The organism is Polyangium sp. 6x1, assembly GCF_029946515.1.
Lineage (GTDB): Bacteria > Myxococcota_A > Polyangia > Polyangiales > Polyangiaceae > Polyangium.
The window spans coordinates 23,856-48,967 of record NZ_JARZHH010000023.1 but is presented as its reverse complement, the minus strand read 5'-3'; the positions used below and the strand labels follow the sequence as shown (position 1 = coordinate 48,967).

The window sequence follows — 25,112 nt, the reverse complement described above, 5'->3', positions numbered from 1 at the left end:
GGCACGATGGGTACGGGGATGGCCGCAGCGAGCGGCCCGGGGAGGGAAAACGATGTTATGGCTCCACGCGCTCGACCTCGGAGGGCGCCCGCTCATGAGAAGTCGATCTCGACATGGTAGACGCCCTCTCGCAGGCTGGCTTTCACGGGCAGCCCGCTTTTGTGAAAAATGGCCATCATGGGCTTGTTGCTCGCCAGCACGTCCGCGAAGAAGCCCGTGACCCCGCGTGCCCGCGCCACCTCGGCCATGCGCCGCATGAGCAGCGTGCCAACCCCGCGCCCCTGCCATTCGTCGCGCACCACGAAAGCGATGTCCGCCCTCCGCGTCGCCGGGGCCACGTCGTAGCGGGCGAGGCCGATGACCTCCTCGCAGCCGCTATCGCTGTGAATCACCACGAGGCCCATGTTCTGCTCGTAATCGAGGCATACGAGCTGCAGCAGCTCCTCGTGCGGGTGGGAGCGTTTGAACTTCATGAAACGCTGGTAGGTGCTCTCGTCGGAGAGGCGGTAGAAGAGATCCTTCAGCCCGTCCTCGTCCGATATGCGCAGCGGGCGCACGAGCACTTCATGCCCGCCCGGAAGTGTCTCGCGCCGCGCCTCCTCCCACGGGTACGCCGAGCGCGCGCAGGCCTGGTCGCCGAAGACGTAGCGGCGCTGCTTGGCCGCCGCGAGCAGGTCGGCGCGGTGATCGGGGTGCGCGATATCGATGAGCGCGAGCGCGCGCTGGCGGATGTTCTTGCCCCAGAGATCGGCGACGCCGTGCTCCGTGACCACATAGTGCACGTCGCCCCGGCTCGTGACGACACCGGCGCCCTGCTCGAGCCCCGGCACGATGCGGCTCACTTGCCCCTCCTTGGCCGTCGAACGCAGCGCGATGATGGGCTTGCCGCCGCGGCTGCGCGCCGAACCGCGAATGAAGTCGACCTGGCCCCCGATGCCCGAGAAGAAGCGGCCCATCAGCGTGTCCGCTGCCACCTGGCCGGTCAGATCGACGGCCAGGGCCGCGTTGATCGCGATCATCATGTCGTTCTCGGCGATGATGAATGGGTCATTCGTGAAGCCCGAGGGGCGCATCTCCACGACGGGATTGTCATGTACCCAGTCGTAGAGCGCCTGGCTGCCCATCACGAACGACGTGACGAGCTTGCCAGGCAGGAGCGTTTTTTTGCGACCGTTGATCACGCCGCGAAGCGCGAGGCACATCACGCCATCGGAGAACATCTCGGTATGTACGCCGAGGTCGTGATGCTCCTCGAGCGCGGCGAGAGCAGCATCGGGGATCCTGCCAATGCCGGTCTGCAATGTGGCACCGTTCGGGATGAGGCTGGCAATATGGCGACCGATGGCGCGGTCGACCTCGTCGAGCGGCTCGGCCGCGCGTGTCGGCAAGGGCGCGTCGACGGGCACGAGGTGCTGGATGCGATCGATGTTCAAGAACGAATCGCCATGCGTGCGGGGCATGCGCGGGTTGACCTCGGCGAGAATGAGATCGGCGGCGTCGATCGCGGCCCGCACGATGTCCACGGAGACGCCGAGGCTCACGTAGCCGTGCGCGTCGGGCGGCGACACCTGGATGAGCGCGACGTCGATGCGCACGCGGCGCGAGCGGATGAGCTCGGGGATATCCGACAGGAAGACCGGCATGAAATCGGCACGCCCCTCGGCCACCGCGTCTCGCACGTTCGGCCCGATGAAAAACGCCGTATGGCGGAAGCGGCGCTCGAGCCCAGCTTTGACGTAGGGGGCGGGCCCCAGGGTGAGGAGGTGGACGATGTCATTGCCTTCGAGGTGATGACCATGCTCGACCATGGCCTCGACGAGCCGCGCAGGCTCAGCCGCACCCGAGCCGATGAGAATGCGGCGGCCGCGCGGGATGGAGCGCGCTGCGCCTTCGGGAGTCGTGATCTTGTCGGAGAAGCGCTGTTGCCAGCATGTCGGGTCCACGTCCTACCTCCGTGAGGTTCAGCAAATTCTCGGCAGCAGCGAGCTCGGGCCGATACGACGGTGCCTGGCCGTCCAAGCTCGTCATGACGCTCGGCGCTGGACCTTGGCCTCCGCGGCGTCGAGCTTCCTGTCGAGGTAATGGCCCAGCGCCTCGGTCATGACCACGGCTGTGATCGCATTGGAAAAAATGCCGACACCCGGGACGAAGCCAAGGAGAAGATTCGCCACGAGGCGCGCGCCCGCACCGCCCCAGATGAGCCCCGAGAGCCGTCCCCACGGCGCCTTCCAGAGGCGAAGTCCACGTTTATGCGTGAAGGAGGCCGCGTACCAGTAGTGAACGGGGATCACGAGGAGCTCGTCTGCCGCAGGGATGGGCTGCGTCACATGGCTGAGGACGCCCGAGAAGACATCGACCTGGGTCGTGAGGCGGCGTGTTTCGGGAGTCATGGGTCTCGAATGGGGTTGCCTTGGCCGCGTGTAAATATCAGCGGGCGCCATGCCGTTCGGGCCGTGGGTCGGCGAGCGCCAACCTTTCGAGCGGATGCTCGCGAGCCCCTCGCCCAGGCTGTCCTCGCCGTAAACCTCTCCATTGATTATGCCGCGTGGCAGCGGCGCTCGTGAGCAGGATTGTGACCACCTGGTCAAGCCACTCACCAGTCCCCGAGCGCGCAGCCTGCGCCCCACCGCCGAGAGCCATTATCCGCCCCCATGGCTCATTGTTGCCAGCGAGCGTATGGTGAGGCACACTCGGCCCGCCGACGCGGGGTGGGGTGCGAATTCGTCCCTGCCCCCGAAAGTTTTACACGGGCATTCGATCGTGCAGGTCACGCGCTCACAGTCGATCTGAAGAGCCGCCTGCGATCCAGAACCACGAATGAAGAAGGGGGCGCGATGCTTTCACGGCGGGCATTCTTGAAATACACGGGGGCGACGGCGCTGACGCTCTTCACCTACGACAAACTTGGCATTCGCAGGGCGCTCGCGCAGATTCCGGGCGGCACGCAGGATCCCACGCTCGTGCCGAAATATCTGACCCCCTTGCTGATTCCGCCTGTGATGCCCAAGGCCGGAACGATCAAGGTGCATGGCGGCAAGCAGGCCGACTCCTACGAGATTTCGGTGCGTCAGTTCACCCAGCAAATCCTGCCGGATGGTTTTCCGAAGACGACGGTGTGGGGATACGGCGCTGTTGCTTCAGCAAGCAGGAACGGGAGAGGTTTACTGATACACAACGCGCCGTCGCTCACGATCGAGGCAGACTGGAAGCGCCCCGTCCGCGTGAAATGGATCAACGAGCTCGTCGACGCGAGCAGGAATTTCCTGCCCCACATCTTGCCCGTGGACCAGACGCTGCACTGGGCCAACCCGCCCGGCGGTGATGCGGAACGCGACACGCGGCCGAGCTTCGCATCCACCCCCGGTCCGTACACCGGACCGGTGCCCCTCGTCACGCACGTGCATGGCGCGGTGGGCGTCGGCGACGAGAGCGACGGCTACGCGGAGGCATGGTATCTGCCGGCGGCCGACAATATTCCGGCGAGCTACGCCACGGAAGGCACCTGGTACGATTTTTTTGCGGGCAAGGCCGCAGCGAAATTCGGAGTCACGTGGGGTCCGGGATTCGCCACCTTCCAGTACCCGAACGACCAGCGCGCAGCGACCGTTTGGTATCACGACCATACGCTGGGCATGACCCGCGTGAACGTGTACGCGGGCCCGGCCGGCTTTTACATCATTCGCGGCGGGCCGGATGGCGATGGTGCCGTGACCGACACCCGATCCGGCAATCCGGCGGTGCTACCGGGGCCCGCCCCCAAGGAGAACGACAAGTTCCCGTCCAACAAGACCTATTACGAGATCCCCATGGCCATCCAGGACCGCTCGTTCAACACGGACGGGTCGCTCTTCTACCCCGACACGCGGGCCTTTTTTCCCGACGGCATCACCGGGCCCTACATCCCGGTTACCGACATCTCGCCGATCTGGAACCCCGAGTTTTTCGGCAACATGATCATGGTCAATGGGAACACCTGGCCCTTCCAGACCGTCGAGCGACGGCGCTACCGGTTCCGCTTTCTCAACGGCTGCCAGTCGCGCTTCTTGATCCTCGACTTCAGCACCATCCCCGGCGTCGTGGTCTGGGCGATCGGCAATGAGGGCGGCTTCCTGGCAGCACCGGTGAACCTCACCGTGACGAACGTCAATCAGCTGCTCATGGGCCCGGCCGAACGTGCCGACCTCATCGTCGATTTCACCAACGTCCCGGTCGGCCATCACGTGCTCGGCAACCTCGGTCCGGACGAACCCTTCGGCGGCGGCGTGCCGGGGGTCGATTTCCCGGTCGCGGACCCGACGACCACGGGCCAGGTGATGCAATTTCGCGTGGTGCCGGCGGTCGCTCCCGATCCGACCACGCCCCCGCAATTCTTGCAGTTGCCGGCGATCACGCAGCTTCCAGCGGCGACGGTCACACGGCCCCTTGCGCTGCTCGAGAAGTTATCGGATTTCTTCCCCGACGCGCCAGCGGAAGCCTTGCTGGGCACCGTCGCCGGCGATCCCAATACGGGCTCGGGCACCTGGGCCGAGCGCCACTGGGACGAGGGCGTCACCGAAAACCCTGCCGTCGGTGCCACGGAGCTGTGGGAGTTCTACAACGCGACCGCAGACGCCCACCCGATGCATGTGCACGAGGTCGCCTTCCAGGTGGTCAACCGACAGGCGATCCTCGTCGACGAGGACACCCAGCAAGTCCAGGTCGTCATTGGCTCTCCACCAACACCACCCGAGGCGTGGGAGACCGGCTTCAAGGACACCGTCATCGCCTATCCAGGCCAAGTGACCCGCATCCGGGCGCAGTTCAAAACATCCGGGCAATTCGTCTGGCATTGCCACATCGTCGAGCACGAGGACAACGAGATGATGCGACCGTACCGGATCGGTCCGCGTCAGCCGGGTCAGCCGGGTCCGCCGGATCCGCCCACGTAGGGGACGTCCCTCTGTGGCGGCATTCGGCCCCGCGAGACTCGAACCCGCTGGCCGCAGCCGCACGCGCAGCAGCGGCCCATCATTTCGGTGGTCGCCGGCGGAGGACCTGGGTGATGCAATCTGCGGAGCCATAGCCGCGCCGGAGGTTGTCGAAGCGCACCCAGGTCGCATGCACAGAGGCCGCGGCGAGGGCACGCTTGTACGCCTCGCTGACGCCTTCCGCGCCGATGATACGCCGCGGGCCCACGGTGAGGACGTTGATCCCATAAGCCCTTTGGTCCTCCACGGACACAGGTAGTACGCGGATCCCTTTTTCCCGGAGGAGCCGCACGAAATCCACATCCTCGTGCGCAAGGTCGTAGGTGCCCTGCGCGTTGCGGGTCCACACGTCGGCCTTCAGGCACTTCACGTGTTGGCGCACGTCGCAGTCGGGCATGTCGCGATCCGCCACGAGCAAGGCGAGATCGACGTCGAGGAGGTTGAAATACGTGTCGAGGTGCATCTCACGGGAATCTTGCCACGCGTCCTTCACGACAATCACCTCGCGCGTGCCGAACACGTCGTGATTCAGCATTTCTCGGATCGCCGCCGCGTTGGTCCGCAGCCCCTGGCCAATGAACGCGCGCTCACCGGCTGGAAAGAAATCCCCTCCCTCCATGCGTGCGTCCGGGCTGATCTCGTAGACGGGCTCGATGCCCATCTTGGCGAGGACGAATTTCATGACCTCGCGCTCCGCAGCCCGCTGCGGGTTTGCCATCCGACCGAGCACGACGCCGCGGGCCGTGGTCACCATCTGATCCCGCGCGAAATAGAGGTTCATCAAGGGGTTCAGGCGGTACTCGGCTTGAATGCAGGAGCGCTCTTCGGAGGCGCCGCATGGGCCGTACCGCAGCACCACGGTGGGGCGCTCGAGGACCATCCGCACCAGCGTCGTGGGGGCCATCTTCGCGAGGGTCTCCTCGAAATAGGCCCGTTGCGCTTCTCGAGCCTCGGGGTCGAGGCTGAAGACGTCCAGGATCGTCATTCGTTTCGCCAGACGCACGAGCGCCCGGCGAGCCTCCCCATCCGGATCCTCGGTGCCGGCGAGGAGCACGTCGACCACGTGGGTCACCTTTTCCACGCCCTGGTTCTCCAGCGTCGCCACGAATTGCCGATGCTCCGCAGCCGCGCCCTCGAGGCTGAAGGTATCCTCGAACAGGGCCGCGGCAGGGTGGAGGAGCCCTAAAAACACCTCCTCTCCGGGCCTGTGCACCAGAATCTGGTCGGCCTCGTACCAGTGCGCGTCGACGCCTGCGGGCTCCGCGCGCGAGAGATGTCCGCCGAGCAGCAACGACGCGGCTGCGGCCGCAGCGACGCCGAAGGACGCCCATCGCCTGCGGAACTCGTACATCGGCGCACGACGCGTTCGCATGGCCCAGAGCGATTGCACGTACCGTACCCGGCGAGGTCAAGCAGCATTCCCTGGCACGGGGATCGCTTCAACATTTGCAGGCGGTCCAGTACCGAAAAACCGGCGTCGCGGAGAAGGGCCATGCGAGCGAACGAGGAGATCGTACGGGAGACGGCCGGTGCGCCGGCCTTCGAGGTCGAGCGCGTACGGCGGGACTTTCCGATCCTCCAGCGGCCGGTGAACGGGCGGCCGCTCGTGTACCTCGATACCGCCGCGAGCGCGCAGAAGCCGCGGACCGTCCTCGACGAGATGACGCGCTTCATGAGCGAGGACTACGCGAACATCCATCGGGGCGTGTACGCCCTGAGCCAGCGATCGACGGCGCTCTACGACGCCGCGCGGGAGAAGGTGGCCCGCTTCATCCACGCCGGAGACGCGCGGGAGATTGTCTTCGTCCGCAATGCGACCGAAGGGATCAACCTCGTCGCCAGCAGCTACGGGCGGCATTTCCTCGAGAAAGGCGACGAGGTCCTCATCACCCACATGGAGCACCACGCCAACATCGTGCCGTGGCAACTCCTGCGGCAGGAAAAGGGCATCGCGCTCCGCGTCGCTCCGATCACGGACGAGGGCGAGCTCGATATGGCTGCCTTCGAGCGAATGCTCACGGACCGCGTCAAGTTCGTCTCGGTCGTCCACGTTTCGAACTCGCTGGGGACCTTGAACCCGGTCAAAGAGATCGTCCGCCTCGCGCACGCGCGCGGGATCCCCATCCTCATCGATGGCAGCCAAGCGGCCGTGCACATACCGGTCGACGTGCACGACATCGACGCCGATTTCTACGTCTTCAGCGGTCACAAGGTCTACGGGCCGACCGGGATCGGCGTCGTCTTCGCCAAGCTTCCGCACCTCGAGGCGATGCCGCCGTACCAGGGCGGCGGCCTCATGATCTCCTCGGTGACATTCGAAAGCACCGAATTTTCGCCGCCGCCGCAGAAGTTCGAGGCGGGAACCCCCAACATCGTCGGCGCGATCGGCCTCGGCGCTGCAATCGATTACGTATCCTCGCTCGGCCTCGCGAACATCCACGCCCACGAGTCGGCGTTGCTCGCCTACGGCACCGAGCTGCTCCGGGAGATCCCGGGGCTCCGGTTGATCGGCACGGCCCGGGAGAAGTCGAGCATCCTGGCATTCGTCATCGATGGGACGGACCCGCAGGAGATCGGCGCCGCCCTCGGCAGGAACGGAATCGCGGTGCGCGCGGGGCACCATTGCACGCAACCGTTGATGGGCCGCCTGGGGCTCCCCAGCACGACGCGCGCGTCGATTGGGCTTTACACCACGATGGAGGATATCGATGCGCTCGCCAGGTGCCTCCGCGAGATGCCATAGCCGGCCCGACACGCCGGGGCTCCCGGGACCGACGAGCGAGGGTTGACGAAATCGACGAGACAGTGAGCCTCATCGTCGCCGGTCCGAGTCCTCCGCGATCACCTCCATCCGGCGCATCATCTCCATGTCTTCGTGTTCGAGAATGTGGCAGTGCCACACGAACTCCCCGGTGTAGCGGCCGAATCGGACAGCGAATCGGGTCACCTCACCTGGATTGGCCCGAACGGTATCCTTCATGCCGCGCTCGTTCTCGGCCGCCGGGACGGCCGGTCCGGTAAAGACCAGCTCACCGGCAGACCGGAATCGATCGACGTCGAAGGACTGGCGGTCGAGGATGTGGAATCGGACGAGGTGAAGGTGAATCGGGTGCGTGTCGACGGTCAAGTTGATCAACCGCCAGATCTCCACCGTTCCCAACCGCGGCTTTTCGGTGGTGGCGTCACCCCATTGAAGTGGCATCGGGCGCCCGTGCATGTCTCGGATGCCAAGCAGTGACATCTGCCGGCCCATGTGATCCTTTTGCTGATCCAGAATGAGATCCCGAGACCGAACGACATCCCTGAGCCGCGGAAAGGGGCCCGCCGGAAGGTACCGCGGGATGCGACTCCGATCCCGACCGGACCGCGGGAGGGTCACCCGGAACTGCATTACGGCGCGGGTGTGTCGCGTAGGACGGGTCCCTTTCGGAAAGGGGGTGGGGGCGTCGTTGGTCATGGTGATGGTGGCCCCCTCGAGCCCCGTGAAGTCGATGATGACATCGGCACGCTCTGCGGGCGCCAGCAGGATTTCCTTCACCGGAGCCGCTCGCTTCAAATAGCCGCCGTCGCCCCCGATCTGGATCATGCTGATCGCTGGCTCGAGCATGAGGTTGTAGAAGCGTGCGTTCGCGCCGTTCAGCAAGCGGAAGCGATAGCGCCGCGGCTCCACCTCGAGGAATGGCCAGACCTTGCCGTTCACCAGATTGGTGTTGCCGAAGAACTCGGGCGGGATCGTCGCTGGATATTGGAGCGAGCCGTCTTTGTTGAACGAACGGTCCTGGAGCAGCAAGGGTAGCTCGAAGGGTCCGGAGGGAAGCTCCAGCCGCGCATCGTTTTCATCCCGCAAGAGGTAGAAGCCAGCCAGTCCGGCGTATATGTTCAGCCGCGTGATTCCCATCGCGTGGTCGTGGTACCAAAGAGTCGTGGGCCGCTGTCGGTTGGGGTACCGAAAGAGATTGGTCGTGAACATAGGGCCGTTGGTCGTCAGGCCGGGGGTGAACCATGCCTCGGGATGGCCGTCGACGTCCGCTGGCAGCTCGCCGTCATGGAGATGGACGACCGTCCGTACTTGCGGCAGGTAAACGTCGGCCCCGTGGACGGACACGTCTACGGGCAAGAGGTGGGTGACGGGCAGCTCATTCAAATACCGTATCAGGATGGGTTGGCGAACGCGGGCCTCGATGGTGGGGCCGGGATACTGCCCTTCGTACCCCCAGACCGTGGTCGGGGGGAAGTCGCGGTGCAGTTGCTGCTCGATCTGCCGCATGGTGATCTGAAAGAGGGGTACTCCTTTCTGGTGGCCGACCGGCTGGAGCGTCTCGGGAATCGGAACAGGGTCTACGAACTTTGGAACCGTATCAGGCTTGGATGGCGCTACGCGTGACGAAGCATTGAACGGTTTGTGAACGTGGGGATTGCGACCCTTGCCACATGTCATGATTATCTGCCTCCTCTCCACATCTAGCCGGACAGGAGGCAGCAGCTATGCCGGATACAATCGATCCACCTATGCTCAGTCCCGGGACGCTGTAGGATCGCCTTTCAAACCCGAATGACCAAGCATTGCTCGAATGAACGCAAGTATTTGGCGATACCAGCGCAGACACGCACAGAAGGCTTTACTGAGATATTTCGCAGGCCTTGGCAGCGCACGCTTGACGTTGATCGCCCGCAACGACATGAGATCGCGCGGACGGCATGTCGGGCGCGTGGTGGGCCATGCCCCGTGTCATTGCCGCGGATTCTCATTTCGTGTGGCAGGAGGGGGGACGATGACGACACGATATGCTCGAGCGGGGGCCCTTGCCTGGATGGGCAGCGTGCTGATCGGGATCGGCATCTTGCTCTCCGTTCTCCAGTGGGCCTTGACGGCCTACCTGGTGCTCCACGGACGCGGAGGCGAGATCGAAAGCGGTGTTCTTCCTCGATCGCTCGACGTGAATGCGCCGATCGGCGGCGGCAAGTGCATCACGATCAGCTACCCAGGCTTGGTCCTCGCGGCCCTCGGCACCATTCATCATGTCGCGGCCGAGTGCCTGTGGACGCGATGGGGAGCGCGCGTCGTGCGGCGGGTGTCGAAGGCACGGCGCTGCTCGTAGGCAATGGTGTCGAGCGCAAGGTCCCCTCTTCGAGAAGAGAGCGGCGGATTGGCAGAGTTCTCAACCCTTTGGACGCGGAAGGTCGCGCAAGCGTTTGTCCAGACGCTTGGGGCGGGGACGGCCGAGCAGGCGCCGGCCCGCGTCGAGGAGATGCTGGCGCAGGGTGTCGTCGTCGACGGCGGCGAACTCGGGAGCGCCGCCCGCCATCGCGAGCCCCGCGGACATGACGTGCACCGTGATCGCGTCGGCGAGGCTCGGTTCTTCCCCGGCGAAAACCGCTCTCAATTTGGTCTTGAGGTCCTTGTCCTTCGGCGCCAAGAGCGTCCGATGGATGAGACGCTGGAGCCCGGGATCGCTGTTGAACAGGCCGACCAGCATGCGCTGACGGACGATGAGGTCGACGAACCCGGCGAGCGCGTGATCGATCTGCGCGCCTCGACTTCGTTTCGTGCACGCCTCGTCGAGGATCTGCTCCATCTCCTGCAAAGCTGGCGCGGCCACGGCCTCGGCGATCTCGTCCTTGGATTTGAAGTGGTAGTAGAGGGCGGCCTTCGTGACGCCGAGCTCGTCGGCGATCATCTGCATCGACGTGCCCTCCATCCCGTGCTCGCTGAACAGCTTCAGCGCGGTGTCGAGCAGTCGTGATCTCGTGTCGTTGGCAGCGGTGCCGGCAGTCATGGCCCTCCTCGCGGGAACCGAGACAGTACCTCGCTCCTCGCCGTTCGGCATGCTTTATGGATCGCGATCTGACTTACCGGTTGGTAAGTTGCACACCAGCCGTTCGGCTTGCGTCGTACTTACCGATCGGTTAGTGTGGATCCCGAACCGAGGAGGAGCCATGAACGCCGACGCCATTCCGACGCTCACCATTGCCAGAACCTGCCCTTACGCGCCGCCTGCGCAGCATCGCACGCTTCGCCAGGAGGCCCCCGTCGCCAAGGTCAAGCTGCCCACGGGCGCGACGGCTTGGGTGGTCACGCGGCACGAGGACATTCGGACGCTCCTGTCCGACCCACGGTTCAGCGCCAGCCGGAAACACCCCGGCTTTCCCCACCTGTCCCCGCTCGTGGCGCCGGCCCTGAATGGAAAGCCCCTGCTGATCGAAATGGACGGGCAAGAACACGCAGCCGCACGCCGGGCCGTGGTCGGTGAGTTCACGGTGAAGCGGGCCGCCGCGCTTGCGCCGCGTATCCAGCAAATCGTGGACGAGCACATCGACGCGATGCTGGCCGGGCCTCGCCCCGTCGACCTGGTGCAGGCGCTCTCCCTGCCGGTGCCATCGCTCGTGATCTGCGAGCTGCTCGGCGTGCCTTATTCCGATCATGGGTTTTTCCAGGCTCGCTCCGCCACGCTCGTGAGTCGGAATGCGCCGCTCGAAGAGAAGGGGCTCGCCTTCTTCGAGCTCCTCTCGTATCTCGACAAGCTCGTGACCGACAAGGAGCAGAATCCGACCGACGACTTGCTGGGCCGCCAGGTCCTCAAATTGCGCGAAGAGGGCGCATACGATCACGAGTCGATGCTCAACCTGGCCTTCATCCTCCTGATCGCCGGGCACGAGACCACCGCGAACATGATCTCGCTGAGCACGCTTTCGCTGCTGAAGCACCCCGAGAAGCTCGCGGCCCTCCGGCAGGACCCCGAAAAGACCCTGGCGGCGGTCGAGGAGCTTTTGCGTTATTTCACCATTGCGGAGCTGGGCGTCGGTCGGGTCGCGACCGAGGACGTGGAGCTCGGGGGCGTGCTCATCCGGGCCGGGGAAGGCGTCGTCGTGCTGGCCAATATCGGCAACCGCGATCCGGAGGTTTTCCAGAACGCAGACGAGCTCGACCTCGAGCGCGGCGCCCGGAATCACGTCGCCTTCGGCTTCGGCGCGCACCAATGCCTAGGCCAGAATCTGGCCCGGATCGAGCTGCAAATCGTCCTCGATACGCTGTTCCGGCGGATCCCCGAGCTCAGGCTCGCCGTGCCCGAGGAGGAGCTGCCGTTCAAGAGCGACGCCTTGGTGTACGGCTTGCACGAGTTCCCGGTCACCTGGTGATCGGAGCGGAGGACCCGAGCTCGGCAGGGTCGAATCTCTCCTCCCACCCACCCTTTCCAGATGCGGCGAGCCCCACACCTCGGGTAGGATCGGTCCCCTCTCCCCCGAGACTGGAGCTTGCCGCATGCGTCGTCCCCTTTCCCTCGCTGCCATCGCGATCCCGCTCGTCGCCGCCTTCTTCGCCGCGTGCGGCGGATCGGGCAATGAAACCACCCAGGGCGCCGGCGCCGCGAGCAGCAGCGGCACGGGCGCGGGCGGCGCGGGCAGCGGTGGCGAGGGCCTCGGCGGCGACCTCTTCGGCGACGGCGGCGTGGGCCAGCTCGTATCGATCGACGTGACGCCGAAGGACCTCGTGATCGAGGTCGTCAATGGGCAAATCCCCCCGCCCATCACCTACAAGGCGACCGGCCTCACGAGCACGGGCAGCGTGGTCGACGTGGTCGGCTCGTGGACGTACGATCGCGGCGACATCGGCAACATCATCCCGGCGAACGGCGCGTTCACCGCGAGCGGCCTGCTCGGCGGCACGGGCACCGTGACGTTCGAGGCCGACGGCGTGAAAGGCTCGACCACGGCCACCGTGAAGCTCCGCTACCTCGACGATTCGCAGATGATCGATCCGAACGTCAAGGGGCAATTCCCCACGGCCGTCGACGCGGATCCGACCCTCTCGCTCCTGTATCCGTACGACAAGACGGTCTTCCCGCGCGGCCTGCTCGGGCCCACGATCCAGTGGGATGGCGGAAATGCGAGCGACGTCTATCACATTCACGTCCAGAGCCCCGCGTTCGAATACGAGACCTGGCGCGCGGTGCCGCCGCCCTCGCGGTTCGATTTCCCCAAGATCCCCGACGACATCTGGCGCAAGCTCACCGACTCCACGAGCGGCGACGTGCAGGTGGACATCGCCCGCTTCGACGGGACGAAGGCGTACGTCGCGAAGACGCAGACGTGGAAGATCGCCCCGGCGAACCTCGCCGGCACCATTTATTACTGGGAGGTCAACACGGGCAGCGTCGTGCGCATCAAACCCGGCGACCTCGGGCCCGAGGCGTTCCTCACGCCGCCCGCCGGCGTCGGCTGCGTGGCCTGCCACAGCGTCTCGAAGGACGGGACCCGCCTCGTGGCCTCGTTCCACGGCGGCTATAGCCCCTGGGGCACGTTCGACACGGCGACGGGCACCTCGCTCTTCAACACGAATGCATCGTCCGGCTTCCAGGCCATCTCGCCGAACGGCTCGCACGTGCTCTGGCGCCACTGGAACGACGGCGCGTTCAATTCGACGGGCTTCCTCTCGCTCAGCACGTACGACAGCGACGTGGAGCTCGTCCAGCTCAACCCGGGCGGCGGCGCGCCCGCGCACCCGGCGTGGTCGGGCGACGGCCAGAAAATCGCGTTCAGCGTGCGCACGGACGGCAATGGGCTCGATTTCAACACCTCGACGCTCTGGGTGACGGACGTGAACCTCGCCGTCCCGTCGTTCTCGAACATGAAGCAGATCGTGCCGAACGACGCCGGCAGGCCCACGGTCACGTTCCCGACCTTCAGCCCCGACTCGAAATGGATCGCGTTCGAGCGCTCGACGCAGGCGCGCTCGCGCGGCGCGCAGGCCGAGATCTGGCTGACGAACACGGACGGCTCGGTGGTCATCCCGCTCGACCACACGAATGGCATGGGCCACATCGAGGCCGAACAGACGACGACGAACTACGAGCCGACGTTCAATCCATTCTCGCTCGGCGGCTATTTCTGGCTCGTCATCGTGTCCGAGCGCAAATACGGCAACACCCTGCTCGACACGAACCCGAACACGCGTCGCAAGCAGCTCTGGGTGACGGCGATCGACGCGAACCCGGTGGCCGGCCAGGATCCGAGCCACCCGGCGTTCTGGCTGCCCGGCCAGGGCCTCGACAACCAGAACATGCGCGGCGAATGGGCGAAGTCGCCCTGCAAGATGATCGGCGAGGGTTGCAACGCCGGCTTCGAATGCTGCGACGGCTTCTGCAAGCCCGACGCGCAGAGCGGCGCGCTCGTCTGCTCCGACCAGGCGCAGGGCTGCTCGAAGCTCGGCGAAGCCTGCATGACGGCCGCGAATTGCTGCGACCCCGACGCGAAATGCATCGGCGGCTTCTGCGCCTCCGACGGGCCGAAGTGACGCGAGGACCGTTGCAGCCTCTCCCGCGAGGGAGTAACGTCAGCAAGGCGAGTGAAGACGACCCCCCTCGGACGTAGACGGTTCCCCCGGGGATCCCGCGCCATGCGGATCCTCCTCGTGGCCGTCCGTCTGTTCGTGGCCCTCACCGCCTTCCAGATGACGGGGCTGCCGCATTTCGCCGTGGACGCGGTGGCCGCCCTCCAGGGCGCCGAGGCGAGCGAGCACCGGGACGACGACTGTCCGAACGAAAAAGACGGTCGCGAGTGCCCCCCGGGCTGTCCCGACTGCCACTGCACGCACCCGATGGGCGCGCTCCCGCTGCTCCCCTCGCCCTTCCTGCTCGAGCTCCCGAGCGGCGCGGAGATCGCGCTCGCGCCGTACGAAGCGTTCGCGCCCCCGCGGCCCGACCCCGCGGCCGTCTACCGACCGCCCCGACAAACCCACGCCTGATTCCGTGAACCCGTAAACGCGGGGCGGCTGCGCGCGTGCCTTTCGAGGCATTGCGCCGGCTCGCCTCTCCCGGGAACCGTCGCGCGCGTCGCTTCGCGCCCGACGGAGGAGTTTGGGTCGTGAAAGGGAACTCTTGGATTGCGGCCGCCGCCGTGGCTGCCGCCTGTTTGTGTCATGCCGTGGAAGCACGCGCGGGGGCGTCGCCATGCGCGACGACCCTCACGCGCGCCAATCTGATTCCGTGCGCGCTCGAGGCGAGCCTCACCGCGAAGGCCGAGCGGCAAGGGCTCGACGCCGCGAAGGGCCGGCAAGAGGCCGCAAGCCCGGTCCTGCCGTCGAACCCCGTGCTGGCCCTGTCGGGCGCACGGCGTGAAGCCGCCGGTCAGGGGCCTGTCGTCAACTGGTACGTGACGCTGTCGCAGGAGATCGAGATCGCCGGGCAGCGTGGCGCGAGGAAACGCGCGGCCGACGCCGAGCGGGAAGCGCAGGAGAAGGCCGTCGCGGTGACGGATCGCGACGTCGCCGCCGCCGCGTGGCGTGCCTATTTCGAGGCGATTGCCGCCCGCGAGGAGGTGCGCCTTTTTTCGCTCCTCGAAGCGCTCACCACGAGGGTCGCGACGGCGACGCGCGCCGCGGCGGACAAGGGCCTCGTGTCCGGGATCGACGCGGACGTGGCCGACGTCGCGCAGGCGCGCGTCGTTCAGGATCGGATCGGCGCAGCGCGGCGCGCGGAGCAGACCAAAGCGGCGCTCCTCCACGCGATGGGCCTCGATCCACGGCGCGAGGTGGCCATCGAGGGCGAGCTCGCGCCGATCGCGGGGGTGGAGGCGTTCGCATCGAAACAAGACCCGACAGACGTCGAGACGCGACCCGAGGTCCAGGCCCTCGAAGCCTCGGGGCGTGCGTTCGAGGCGCGGGCGTCGATGTACCGACGCGCCCGCGTCCCGAATCCGACGCTCTCCGTGTTCGCGCAGAACGACGGCTTCAACGAGCGCGTCTTCGGCGTCGGCCTCTCGATGCCGATCCCGCTGCCGCAGCCCGTGGGCCGGACCTATGCAGGCGAAATCGCCGAATCCGAGGCGCTCTCCCGGCGCGCGAGGACCGAAGCCGAGCGGACACGTCGCGAGCTGCGGCTCGACGTCGCCAATGCCCTGGCGGCGTACGCCTCGCTGCGCGCGCAGAACGATCTTTACACCGCCGAGCGGCTCGGCCGGGCCGAGCAGAGCCTCCGCGCGATCGCATCGGAGATCGAGGCAGGTCGCCTCGGGCCCAAAGATGCAATCGTCTCCCAGCAGGCCCTCGTCGATCTGCTCCGCGCGAGCTTCGAGACCCGAAAACAGCTTGCGCTCGGCTCCGTCGATCTCGCGCTGGCCTCCGGTTATCCGCTCGAACGAGGTGCGCCATGAAGAGGAGCGCAATCGTCCTCGGGCTCGCGCTGCTGCTCGGCGCGTCAGGTTGCGACAAACGGAGGGCCGAAGAGAACCCCAAAGACGAGCACGCGAAGGAGGCTCCCCCGGGAAAAACCTCCCCGCACGGACATGGCGAAGGCGAGCACGGCGAACACGAAGAGATCCCGCGGCACGTGACCCTGTCGCCCACGGTGATCGCGGATGCCCGCATTCGCACGGCGCCCGTCCGCATGGGGACGCTGGCCATCACGATCGCATTGCCCGGCGCGATCGCCGCGGATCCGGATCGCTCGGCGCGCATTTCCTCGCCCGCGGAGGGGAAACTCGAAGAGGTGCATTTCAAGGAGGGCGCGGCCGTCAAGAAGGGCGACGTGCTCGCGGTGGTGCGTGTCCCGGAGCTCGGCAAGGTGCGCGGCGCGCAAGCGGCGACGCTCGCCAAGGCCAAGGCGGCGCGCGAGAATGCGGCGCGGCTCCGGGCGCTTTTCGAACAGCGGCTCACCTCGGAGCAAGCGGTCATCGACGCGGAAGCCGATGCCCGCGCGCTCTCGATCGAAGCCGCGGCGCTCGGCGCGGAGCTCGCGGCCATGGGCGCGGGAGCGCAACGTGGAGCGCCCTTCCTGCTCACGCTGCGCGCGCCGATCGACGGCACGATCCTCGCGCGCGACGCCGTCGTCGGGCAGCCGGTGACCGCCGAGCACGTCCTCGGCAGCATCGCGGATCTGCGTGAAGTGTGGTTCCTCGGCCGGGTCTTCGAAAAAGACCTCGGGCGGCTGCGCGTCGGGGCCGGGGCCGAGGTGGAGCTCAATGCCTATCCCAACACGCGTTTTCCGGGCTCGCTCGAATACATCGGGCAACAGATCGACCCGGTCGCACGGACCGTGACGGCGAGGATTCACCTCCAGAACCGCGACGACATGCTGCGCCTCGGGCTCTTCGGCACGGCCTACGTGGCGACCGGGGGCGACCAGGCGCGCGAGCCGCGCCTGCTCGTGCCGCGATCGGCCGTCACCGAAATCGGACAGAAAGCCGTCGTCTTCGTGAAACTCGCCGAGGAAGGGGCCTTCGAGATGCACGACGTCGTGCTCGGGGACTCCGCGCTCGGCACGGTCGAGGTGCTTTCCGGCCTCGGCGAAGGCGAGGAGGTCGTCGTCGAGGGGGCCTTCACGCTGAAGAGCACGGTCCTCAGGGGCACGATCGACGAGGAGGGGCACCACTGATGGCCTTCCTCTCTGCGATCGTCGCGTGGTCGCTGCGGAATCGGCTGGTCATCATCGCGGCGACCGTCCTGTTCCTCCTGGTCGGCATTCGCTCGGCCAAGACGCTCCCGATCGACGCCGTCCCCGACGTCACCAACGTGCAGGTGCAGGTCATCACGACGGCGCCTGCGCTCTCGCCGGTCGAGGTCGAGCAATACGTGTCGGTCCCGGTCGAGCGGGCCATGGCCGGCATCCCAAACACGACCGAGATTCGTTCGACCTCCAAGTATGGTCTGTCCGTCGTGACCGTCGTCTTCCGCGACGGCACGGACATCTACTTCGCGCGGCAGCTCGTGAACGAGCGCATGCGCGAGGCGCAGGAGGCCGTCCCCGCGCAATACGGCATGCCCGAGATGGGGCCCATCAGCAGCGGCCTCGGCGAGATCTATCAATTCACGGTTCGCAACGACAACCTCACGCTCATGCAGCTCGAGGAGCTGCTCGACTGGCAGATCGCCCCCGCGCTCCGCACCGTCCCCGGGATCGTCGAGGTGAACAGCTTCGGCGGCGAGGACAAACAGTATCAGATCGTCCTCGATCCGAAGCGGCTCCAGGCGGCCGGGATCTCGGTCGCGCAGGTGGTCGAGGCGCTCGAAAAATCGAACGCGAACGCGGGCGGCGGGTACATCGAGCACAACCGCGAGCAATTCGTCATCGGCTCCGATGGGCTCGTGAAGAACCTCGACGACCTGCGCCGCGTCGTCATCGGCGCGACGTCGGACGGCGTGCCCGTCACGATGGATACGGTGGCCGACGTGCAATTCGGGCCGCGCCTGCGCAGGGGCGCCGCGTCGAAGGACGGCGAGGGCGAGGTGGTCGTCGGCGTCGCGATGATGCTGATGGGAGAGAACTCCCGCACGGTCACCGAGGCCGTCAAGGAGCGTCTCGCCGCGATTCAGCCGTCTCTGCCCGAAGGCACGCGGATCGAGCCGTTTTACGACCGCTCGGTGCTCGTGAGCCGGACGATCCGGACCGTGGCGACGAACCTCGTCGAGGGCGCGCTGCTCGTCATTGGAATCCTGTTCCTCCTGCTCGGTGATCTCCGGGCGGGCCTCGTCGTGGCCCTGGTCATTCCCCTGTCGATGCTCTTCGCGATCACCGTCATGAACGCGGCAGGTTTGTCCGGGAACCTGATGAGCCTCGGCGCCATCGATTTCGGGCTCATCGTGGACGGCGCCGTGATCATCGTCGAGAACGCCGTCCGGCGGCTGTCGGATCGTCAAATGGCGATCGGGCGCGCGCTGACGGAGGACGAGCGCGTGGAGACGGTCCGCGAGGCCACGCTCGAGGTGCGATCGGCCAGCGTCTTCGGCGAGGCGATCATCGCCATCGTGTATCTGCCGATCCTGGCGCTCACGGGGATCGAGGGAAAGCTGTTTCACCCGATGGCGATCACCGTGCTGCTCGCCTTGCTCGGGGCATTCCTTCTCTCGCTCACGTTCGTCCCGGTCCTCGCGAGTTACCTGATTCGCCCCTCGAAGGGCGAGCACGAGACGTGGGTTTTGCGCAAAGCGCACGCGCTCTACGTCCCGCTGCTCGGGCGCGTGATGCGGCGGCGATGGATCCCCCTGACGGCCGGCGTCCTCGCGCTCGCCGCGGCGGCCGTGGTGTTCACGCGGGTCGGCGCCGAGTTCGTGCCGCAGCTCGACGAGGGCGATCTCCTCGTGGAAGCGAGGCGTTTGCCCGGGATCGCGCTCAGCGAATCCGTCTCGACGGACCTTCGCTTGCAGAAGGCGATCAAAGAAATCCCCGAGGTCGATTACGTCGTCAGCCGCACGGGGGCGCCGGAGCTCGCGACCGATCCGATGGGCGTCGAGCAATCCGACGTGTACGTCGGCCTGAAGCCGCGTGACCAATGGAGGCCGGGCGTCGCGAAGGAGGACATCTCGAAGGAGATCGCGGAGGCCGTCGAGCACAAGGTGCCTGAAGTGGCGGGCGGCGTGTCGCAGCCCATTCAAATGCGCACGAACGAGCTCGTCGCGGGCGTGCGCTCGGACGTGGCCGTCCTTTTGTATGGGCCCGACCTCGAAAAGCTGCGCGCCCATGGAGACCGCGTGGCCGAGGTCGTCCGCACCATCCCCGGCGCGGAGGACGTCCGGGTGGAGCAGGTCGCGGGGCTTCAGTATCTGCGTGTCATTCCCGATCGCGCGAAGCTCGCGCGGTATGGCCTGACGGTGGCCGACGTCAATCAGATCGTCGAGACGATGGCGGTCGGCCATTCGACGGGCGAGGTGATGGAAGGCGAGCGCCGCTTCGGGATCGTCGTGAAGACCGGCCACGGGTTCACGGGGGAGCTCGACGCGCTGCGCGCATTGCCATTGCGATCGGTCAACGGGCAAATCGTGCCGCTCGGGGACGTCGCCGAGCTCACGTTCCTCACGGGGCCGGCGCAGGTGAGCCGCGAGAACCAATCGCGTCGCCTGACCGTGGAGTTCAACGTCCGCGGCCGGGATCTGCTCTCCGTCGTGGCGGAAGCCCAGGCGGCGGTCGAGCGAGGCGCGCGGCTGCCAACGGGCTACCGCGCCGTCTGGGGCGGGCAGTTCGAGCATTACGAGGAGGCGAAGGCGCGCCTCTCCATCGTCGTGCCGCTCGCGCTCGCGCTCATCCTGTTCCTGCTCTGGTTCGCGTTCCGCTCCACGCGGGCCGCGCTCCTGATCTTCCTCGGCGTGCCGTTCGCGATCGTCGGCGGCATCTTCGCCCTCTGGCTGCGCGGGATCCCGTTCTCGATCTCGGCCGGCGTCGGCTTCATCGCGCTGTTCGGCGTGGCGGTGCTGAACGGGCTCGTGCTGGTCTCGTTCGCCAAGCACCTCGAGGCGCAGGGCATGGGCCACGGGGAGGCCATCGAGCGGGCCGCGGAGCTTCGCCTGCGTCCCGTGCTCATGACGGCCCTCGTCGCGTCGCTCGGGTTCGTGCCGATGGCGATCTCCACGGCGCCCGGCAGCGAGGTGCAGCGGCCCCTCGCCACGGTGGTGATCGGCGGGCTCGTGACGGCGACGCTGCTCACGCTCCTCGTGCTCCCCGTCGTGTACACGTGGCTCGGAAAGAGCCCGCAGAGCGGCCCTGACCGACCCGAGTCGCCCTCGCCCTCGCGAAACGCGTAGCTGCCCTCGCGGAAAATCACCCCGAACATGCTAGGGTCGGGTCCCATGGCGCAACCCTTCGACGCGGAGCTCGAAGAGCTCGTCAGCAAGTTCTCCCGCGACTTGGCAGACCAGATCCGCGCGCTCCTCCTCCGTCGGCTGGGGATCGAACGCGCGCCGGCCACGCGCTCCTCCTCCCTCAGCCCGCGCGCGGTGACCGTGAGATCGGCGCCCGCCTCGGCGCCCGCCGCGCCCCCCTCCTCCCGCGCGAAGCGCGCGCCGACCCGCGCCCCGGCCACCGTCCGCGCCCCCGTCTCCGAGCGCAGGCACGCGTCCCGCCCGACGCACGAGGAGCGCGCCGCGGCCATCGAGCGCATCGCCCGCATCGTCGGCCATGGAACCGGCCTCAGCGTCGGCGAGATCGAGCGGCAGTCCGGCTTCACCCGCTCCGTCGTGGGCTCCGCGCTGAAGGCGCTGAAGGATCAGGGCCGCATCTTCATGGGCGGCACGAAGCGCTTCGCCCGCTACGCGACCACCCAGGCCGCCGCCGACCAGGCCAGCCTCGAAGCCCGACGCGGCGCCGCGGCTTGACCCTCGGATGACCTGGCTCCACGCCCTGCTCCTCGGCGCGCTCGAGGGCCTCACCGAGTTCTTGCCCGTCTCGTCGACCGGCCACCTCATCCTGCTCGGCGCCTTCCTCGGCAAACACGACGAGGTCGCGAAGACGCTGGACGTGGTGATCCAGCTCGGCGCCGTGGTCGCGGTCGTCGCGTACTACCGCGCCCGCCTCGCCGCGCTCGCCCGCGGCTGCCTGCGCAAAGACCCTGCGAGCCTGCGCCTGCTCGCCGCGCTCGCCGTCGCCTTCCTCCCGGCCGCGCTCGTGGGCTTTCTGCTGCACGGCTTCATCAAGGAGCGCCTCTTCGGCCCCGGGCCCGTGGGGCTCGCGCTCATCGTCGGCGGCGTCGTGATGACCGGCGTCGACGCATGGCGGCGCAAGAGCGGCGCGGACGCGGTCGCAGACGACGACACGGATCTCGGCGACGTCACGCTCGGTCGCGCCGCGGTGATCGGCCTCTTTCAGTGCTTCGCGCTCTGGCCCGGCGCGTCGCGCTCCATGACCACGATCGTCGGCGGCCAGCTCGCCGGGCTCCGCACCAAAACCGCGGCCGACTTCTCCTTCCTGCTCGCCATCCCCACGCTCGGCGCCGCGACCGTGTACGACCTCGCCAAGGGCGGCGCGGCGCTCCTCGCGTCCCCCTCCGGCCCGCTCGCGCTCGCCGTCGGCCTCGCGGCCTCGTTCGTCGTCGCGTGGCTCGTGATCGCTGCCTTCCTGCGGTACCTCACGCGCTTCGGGCTCGCGCCGTTCGGCGTCTACCGCATCGCCCTCGGCGCGCTCGTCCTCTGGATCGCGCGGGCCTGAGCCCGGCGAAAGAGCGCTTCATTTCGAGATCACGAGTCGATACAGTGCGCGCCTCATGAAGAGGTCCCTGCTTCGCCGGACGAGCGCCGGCTCCTCCGTCGTCGCGCTCGCCGTGCTCGCGTCCGCTGCGGCCACCGCCTGCTCGTCCACGCCGCCGCCGCCGCCCAAGCCCATCGCCAAGCCCGCGCCGCCACCTGTGATGGTGGCCGCGCCCGCGCCCTTGCCGCCGTCGCGCTGGTCGACCGCGGGCGGCGCGACCGAGGTGGGCCCGAAGCTCGACGCGGGCACGCTCGTCCTCGTCGGCGGACGCCGCGCGCTCGTGGAGAAGAACGGCACCGTGAGGGCCGAAACCGCGCCTTCGCCCGAGCCGCTCGAAGAGGTGGTCGAGGTCCCGATGCCGAGCGGCGGCCGTCGCCTCGTGGCGCGGGGTCATCGCGGGATCTACCGGCTCGACGATCCGCTCGGCGCCCCGAAGCCGCTCGCCCAGGCCGAGCAGGACATCCGCTCGATCGGCGCGTACGTGGGCCTCGTCGCGGTGTGGAGCTTCGGCAGCGACATGCCGCGCTTCGTCGACGTGGAGACGGGGCGCCTCAAGCCCGTGACGACGCTGCCGCCCCTGGCCATGCGCGAGGTCGCGTTCCGCGACGCCAAGGAAGGCGCGGCCGTCTTCGACGGCGTGGGCCTCGCCGTCACGGCCGACGGCGGCGGGACGTGGAAGCGCGTGACCGAGGACGTGAAGGGCGACGCGCTTCGCGTGCTCTCGCTCGCGCTGCGGGACGGCATGGTCCGCGCGTTCGTGTACGAAGAGGGCCGCGACGCGCCGATCGACGTGGCGCAGGCGCGCCTCGGGCGGCTCGCGGATCACACGCCCAAGGCGGACGAGGTGGGGCTCGTGAAGTGGATCCACGCGACGCACCGCGATCCCTTGGCCGCTGCCGCTGCATCGGGTGTGCTCTTGCCCAACGGCACCACGATCGTGGCGAGCCACGGCATGCTCGCGCAGATCGACACGTCGACCGGCCTCGTCGTGTCCGTCTCGGAGTTCGCGCGCGGCGACGGGCTCGGCCCGTGTGGCATGGGCCGCGCCGGCAAGAACGCCTGGATCTCCTGCTCGCTCAGCGAGGAGATGGGCGGCGATCGGTACGACCCCTACGGCTTGATGCGCGTCCCGCTCGAAGGCAGCGGGTTGAAGGTCGAGCGCCCGGCGCTCATCCGCAGCGGCGAGGCGGAGCTGCGCACCTCGCCGAGCGGCGGCGTCCTCCTGCTCGGTCCGTGCAGCTCCGACGACGACGATGGCGTCTGCGCGCGCCAGCCCGACGGCCGCTGGCTCACGCTGCACGGCGAGATCGACCTCTTCCCGCGCGGCGCCGGCCCGCTCGCAGACGGCCGCATCGCGTTCGTGCGCAACATCTGGGAGGGCGACGTGCCCGAATCCGAGCGCCGCGACGACGAGGAAGCGGCGCGCGAGGAGGAGGAAGAGAACGAGGGGGCGCGCGAGGAGGAAGAGGGCGAGCGCGAGGACAAACCCGTCCCCGAGCACAAGCGCGTCTACATCGCCGCGCTCGGCGAGGGCGGCAAGGAGGAGCGCATCGCCACGCTCGACTTCAAGCCGATGGGCGAGCTCCGCGTGCTCAGCGCGATCGAGGAGGACGACGAGCACACGCTCTCCTTCGTGATCGCCGACGACGACGGCGTCTACGCGGTCTCGCAGCCCGCGGGCTCGAACAAGGAGGCGCGCAAGCCCCACCGGCTCCCGGGCGCGTCGAGCGCGCGCATCCGCGGCGGGCGCGGCATCGCGATCGGCGACGACGGCATCAGCGCGTCGAGCGACGGCGGCAAGACGTGGCAGAGCGTTCCGCTGCCCGAGCCGGTGCGCGCGTCGCTCCCCGATGTGACGGGCATGCTCGACGATCCCGCGACCTTCAGCACGTCCGAGGTCGGCATGATGCTCGAGCGGCACGTGCGGATCGGCTGGGGCACGGAGGTGCCGCGCGACGAGCGCGCCGAGCCTCCGTTCGACGTGACGATCCCGCGCGCCGAGACGAGCTACGGCGCGGGCGCCGAGCGCGTGCTCGCGTGCACGAGCGAGGGCCCGATCCAGGCCACGGCGCCGCTTTCGAGCTCGAGCTTCATCGCGCAGCTCCTCGGCAAGAAGGGCGCGGCGCCGAAGGGCACGCGGAGGACGCAGCGGGCGGCGCCCACGGCGCGCAACGGGCTCATGGACGTGGTCGCGCTCCTCGAGGAGGAGGGACCGGACAAACCTGGCTCGGAGCCGGCGAAGTGGACGCTCTCCTGGCACGACGCGGCCGAGGTGGGCGGCAAGGTGCGCACGTGGAGCGGCCCGCCGCCGAAGGGCACGGGTTGGGGCACGGAGCTGCGCGCGGCAGCAGGCAATGGCGCCCGCGCGCTCTTCACGCTGCGCGTGGGCAACGCGAAGAACGTCCTCGTGCGCACGAAGGCCGGCGGAGGCGTGGAGACGGCCGAGGTCGGCTTCGACCTCTTGCCTTCGAGCGAGGTCGTGTTCGGCACGGAAAAGGGCGAGCCGATCGCATGGGCGCGCGACACGGCGGTCATCGTGTGGGTCTCGGGCGAGGCGCCGCGGATCATCGGGCACGTTTCGACGCGCGGCACACGCACGCTCGGCGAGCCGACGAAGGACGGGATCCCGGTCCTTTTGAGCTCGTACGATTGGAGCGCGATGCGGATCTTCCCGATCCCGGCGGCCGACAAGAAAGGCGCGCCGGCACCGCTGCCGCTCGCGCCGACGCTGGAAGGCTGGGCGACGGTGCCGAACGTCCGCAACCAGATCGGCCGGCTCGCGACGTGCGGGGCGAAGCCCAAGGCAGGCGTACGGTTCTTCGTGACGCGCGGGTATGCCCGGGCCGCGATGGACGGGGCGAACGGCTCGCTCGCCTCGGCGCTCTACGACGTGCGCCTCTCGGGCAACGACGCCTGCGTCGCGCAGGTATCCACGCTCTACGCGCCGGATCGTGCCTCGGCGCGGCCCACGCCGCCGGCAACGCCCGGCAAGGGGGCCCCGCCCGCAAAGAAGGGCCCGATCACGTTCGTGCGGGCGGACTTCCTGGGCAAGAAGGCCGAGGGCGGCGATCGCGGCCTGCCCGCCAAAGACCAGGTCTTCAAGCTGTCCTGCGCACTCGAAGAGCGGAAGTAGTCGAACCCGTCTGCTCCCGACTCCCGTTCCTCCGGCGACGTGGTACGGAAGGCCCGTCAGCCAAAA

17 protein-coding genes are annotated in these 25,112 nt (G+C 67.8%); 12 read left to right on the top strand and 5 right to left on the bottom strand.

Features of this window, described 5'->3' with window-relative positions:
- Positions 1 to 92: 92 nt before the first annotated feature.
- Positions 93 to 1,943 carry a bifunctional acetyl-CoA hydrolase/transferase family protein/GNAT family N-acetyltransferase gene (locus QHF85_RS22100; RefSeq protein WP_281329247.1) on the bottom strand — a complete coding sequence of 617 codons (1,851 nt, stop codon included), beginning with the start codon at positions 1,941 to 1,943 and terminating at the stop codon, positions 93 to 95.
- A gap of 81 nt (positions 1,944 to 2,024) precedes the next feature.
- A complete protein-coding gene (locus tag QHF85_RS22095; RefSeq protein WP_281329246.1) occupies positions 2,025 to 2,390 on the bottom strand; it encodes a hypothetical protein in 366 nt (121 codons plus the stop codon).
- Between the two features lie 444 nt (positions 2,391 to 2,834).
- On the opposite strand from QHF85_RS22095, the gene QHF85_RS22090 reads away from it, so the two are divergent.
- The gene (locus tag QHF85_RS22090; protein WP_281329245.1) at positions 2,835 to 4,928 is read left to right on the top strand and encodes a multicopper oxidase; all 2,094 of its coding nucleotides are present in this window, start codon (positions 2,835 to 2,837) and stop codon (positions 4,926 to 4,928) included.
- Between the two features lie 79 nt (positions 4,929 to 5,007).
- Here QHF85_RS22090 and QHF85_RS22085 read toward each other — a convergent pair whose 3' ends face one another.
- Complete coding sequence (locus tag QHF85_RS22085) at positions 5,008 to 6,339, bottom strand: arginine deiminase family protein (protein WP_281329244.1); 1,332 nt, start codon at positions 6,337 to 6,339, stop codon at positions 5,008 to 5,010.
- A gap of 120 nt (positions 6,340 to 6,459) precedes the next feature.
- Between QHF85_RS22085 and QHF85_RS22080 the strand changes: the two genes are divergently transcribed.
- Complete coding sequence (locus tag QHF85_RS22080; protein ID WP_281329243.1) at positions 6,460 to 7,710, top strand: cysteine desulfurase; 1,251 nt, start codon at positions 6,460 to 6,462, stop codon at positions 7,708 to 7,710.
- Between the two features lie 69 nt (positions 7,711 to 7,779).
- On the opposite strand, the gene QHF85_RS22075 is transcribed toward QHF85_RS22080, so the two are convergent.
- Positions 7,780 to 9,234: a multicopper oxidase gene (locus QHF85_RS22075; RefSeq protein WP_281329242.1), complete on the bottom strand. Its 1,455-nt coding sequence runs from the start codon at positions 9,232 to 9,234 to the stop codon at positions 7,780 to 7,782.
- A 505-nt stretch (positions 9,235 to 9,739) separates the two neighbouring features.
- Here QHF85_RS22075 and QHF85_RS22070 point away from each other — a divergent pair.
- Positions 9,740 to 10,066 (top strand): hypothetical protein, encoded by a 327-nt coding sequence (locus QHF85_RS22070; protein WP_281329241.1) that lies wholly within the window; start codon positions 9,740 to 9,742, stop codon positions 10,064 to 10,066.
- 60 nt (positions 10,067 to 10,126) lie between these two features.
- On the opposite strand, the gene QHF85_RS22065 is transcribed toward QHF85_RS22070, so the two are convergent.
- Positions 10,127 to 10,744 carry a helix-turn-helix domain-containing protein gene (locus tag QHF85_RS22065; protein ID WP_348652752.1) on the bottom strand — a complete coding sequence of 206 codons (618 nt, stop codon included), beginning with the start codon at positions 10,742 to 10,744 and terminating at the stop codon, positions 10,127 to 10,129.
- A gap of 160 nt (positions 10,745 to 10,904) precedes the next feature.
- Here QHF85_RS22065 and QHF85_RS22060 point away from each other — a divergent pair, with 160 nt between their 5' ends.
- The 9 genes from QHF85_RS22060 (at position 10,905) to QHF85_RS22020 (ending at position 25,046) form a co-directional block, all read left to right on the top strand.
- Entirely contained in the window at positions 10,905 to 12,104 is a 1,200-nt protein-coding gene (locus QHF85_RS22060) for a cytochrome P450 (protein ID WP_348652754.1), read from the top strand.
- A gap of 124 nt (positions 12,105 to 12,228) precedes the next feature.
- Positions 12,229 to 14,259 carry a hypothetical protein gene (locus tag QHF85_RS22055; RefSeq protein WP_281329238.1) on the top strand — a complete coding sequence of 677 codons (2,031 nt, stop codon included), beginning with the start codon at positions 12,229 to 12,231 and terminating at the stop codon, positions 14,257 to 14,259.
- 102 nt (positions 14,260 to 14,361) lie between these two features.
- Positions 14,362 to 14,709 (top strand): hypothetical protein, encoded by a 348-nt coding sequence (locus tag QHF85_RS22050; protein WP_281329237.1) that lies wholly within the window; start codon positions 14,362 to 14,364, stop codon positions 14,707 to 14,709.
- Between the two features lie 119 nt (positions 14,710 to 14,828).
- Positions 14,829 to 16,115 carry a TolC family protein gene (locus QHF85_RS22045; RefSeq protein WP_281329236.1) on the top strand — a complete coding sequence of 429 codons (1,287 nt, stop codon included), beginning with the start codon at positions 14,829 to 14,831 and terminating at the stop codon, positions 16,113 to 16,115.
- Positions 16,112 to 17,335: an efflux RND transporter periplasmic adaptor subunit gene (locus QHF85_RS22040; RefSeq protein WP_281329235.1), complete on the top strand. Its 1,224-nt coding sequence runs from the start codon at positions 16,112 to 16,114 to the stop codon at positions 17,333 to 17,335. The genes QHF85_RS22045 and QHF85_RS22040 overlap by 4 nt, the downstream gene beginning before the upstream one ends.
- Positions 17,335 to 20,475, top strand: coding sequence for a CusA/CzcA family heavy metal efflux RND transporter (locus QHF85_RS22035; protein WP_281329234.1), 3,141 nt, complete (start codon positions 17,335 to 17,337; stop codon positions 20,473 to 20,475). Before QHF85_RS22040 ends, QHF85_RS22035 begins: the two co-directional genes overlap by 1 nt.
- Before the next feature lie 45 nt (positions 20,476 to 20,520).
- Positions 20,521 to 21,045, top strand: coding sequence for a hypothetical protein (locus QHF85_RS22030; protein WP_281329233.1), 525 nt, complete (start codon positions 20,521 to 20,523; stop codon positions 21,043 to 21,045).
- A 7-nt stretch (positions 21,046 to 21,052) separates the two neighbouring features.
- Entirely contained in the window at positions 21,053 to 21,874 is an 822-nt protein-coding gene (locus QHF85_RS22025) for an undecaprenyl-diphosphate phosphatase (RefSeq protein WP_281329232.1), read from the top strand.
- A gap of 55 nt (positions 21,875 to 21,929) precedes the next feature.
- Positions 21,930 to 25,046, top strand: coding sequence for a hypothetical protein (locus tag QHF85_RS22020; protein WP_281329231.1), 3,117 nt, complete (start codon positions 21,930 to 21,932; stop codon positions 25,044 to 25,046).
- The last annotated feature ends 66 nt before the right edge of the window (positions 25,047 to 25,112 follow it).

Coding starts and splice junctions, on each gene's coding strand:
- QHF85_RS22095 (WP_281329246.1), bottom strand. CDS start 2,390: ATGACTCCCGAAACACGCCGCCTCACGACCCAGGTCGATGTCTTCTCG.
- QHF85_RS22090 (WP_281329245.1), top strand. CDS start 2,835: ATGCTTTCACGGCGGGCATTCTTGAAATACACGGGGGCGACGGCGCTG.
- QHF85_RS22085 (WP_281329244.1), bottom strand. CDS start 6,339: ATGCGAACGCGTCGTGCGCCGATGTACGAGTTCCGCAGGCGATGGGCG.
- QHF85_RS22080 (WP_281329243.1), top strand. CDS start 6,460: ATGCGAGCGAACGAGGAGATCGTACGGGAGACGGCCGGTGCGCCGGCC.
- QHF85_RS22075 (WP_281329242.1), bottom strand. CDS start 9,234: ATGCGGCAGATCGAGCAGCAACTGCACCGCGACTTCCCCCCGACCACG.
- QHF85_RS22070 (WP_281329241.1), top strand. CDS start 9,740: ATGACGACACGATATGCTCGAGCGGGGGCCCTTGCCTGGATGGGCAGC.
- QHF85_RS22065 (WP_348652752.1), bottom strand. CDS start 10,744: ATGACTGCCGGCACCGCTGCCAACGACACGAGATCACGACTGCTCGAC.
- QHF85_RS22060 (WP_348652754.1), top strand. CDS start 10,905: ATGAACGCCGACGCCATTCCGACGCTCACCATTGCCAGAACCTGCCCT.
- QHF85_RS22055 (WP_281329238.1), top strand. CDS start 12,229: ATGCGTCGTCCCCTTTCCCTCGCTGCCATCGCGATCCCGCTCGTCGCC.
- QHF85_RS22050 (WP_281329237.1), top strand. CDS start 14,362: ATGCGGATCCTCCTCGTGGCCGTCCGTCTGTTCGTGGCCCTCACCGCC.
- QHF85_RS22040 (WP_281329235.1), top strand. CDS start 16,112: ATGAAGAGGAGCGCAATCGTCCTCGGGCTCGCGCTGCTGCTCGGCGCG.
- QHF85_RS22035 (WP_281329234.1), top strand. CDS start 17,335: ATGGCCTTCCTCTCTGCGATCGTCGCGTGGTCGCTGCGGAATCGGCTG.
- QHF85_RS22030 (WP_281329233.1), top strand. CDS start 20,521: ATGGCGCAACCCTTCGACGCGGAGCTCGAAGAGCTCGTCAGCAAGTTC.
- QHF85_RS22025 (WP_281329232.1), top strand. CDS start 21,053: ATGACCTGGCTCCACGCCCTGCTCCTCGGCGCGCTCGAGGGCCTCACC.
- QHF85_RS22020 (WP_281329231.1), top strand. CDS start 21,930: ATGAAGAGGTCCCTGCTTCGCCGGACGAGCGCCGGCTCCTCCGTCGTC.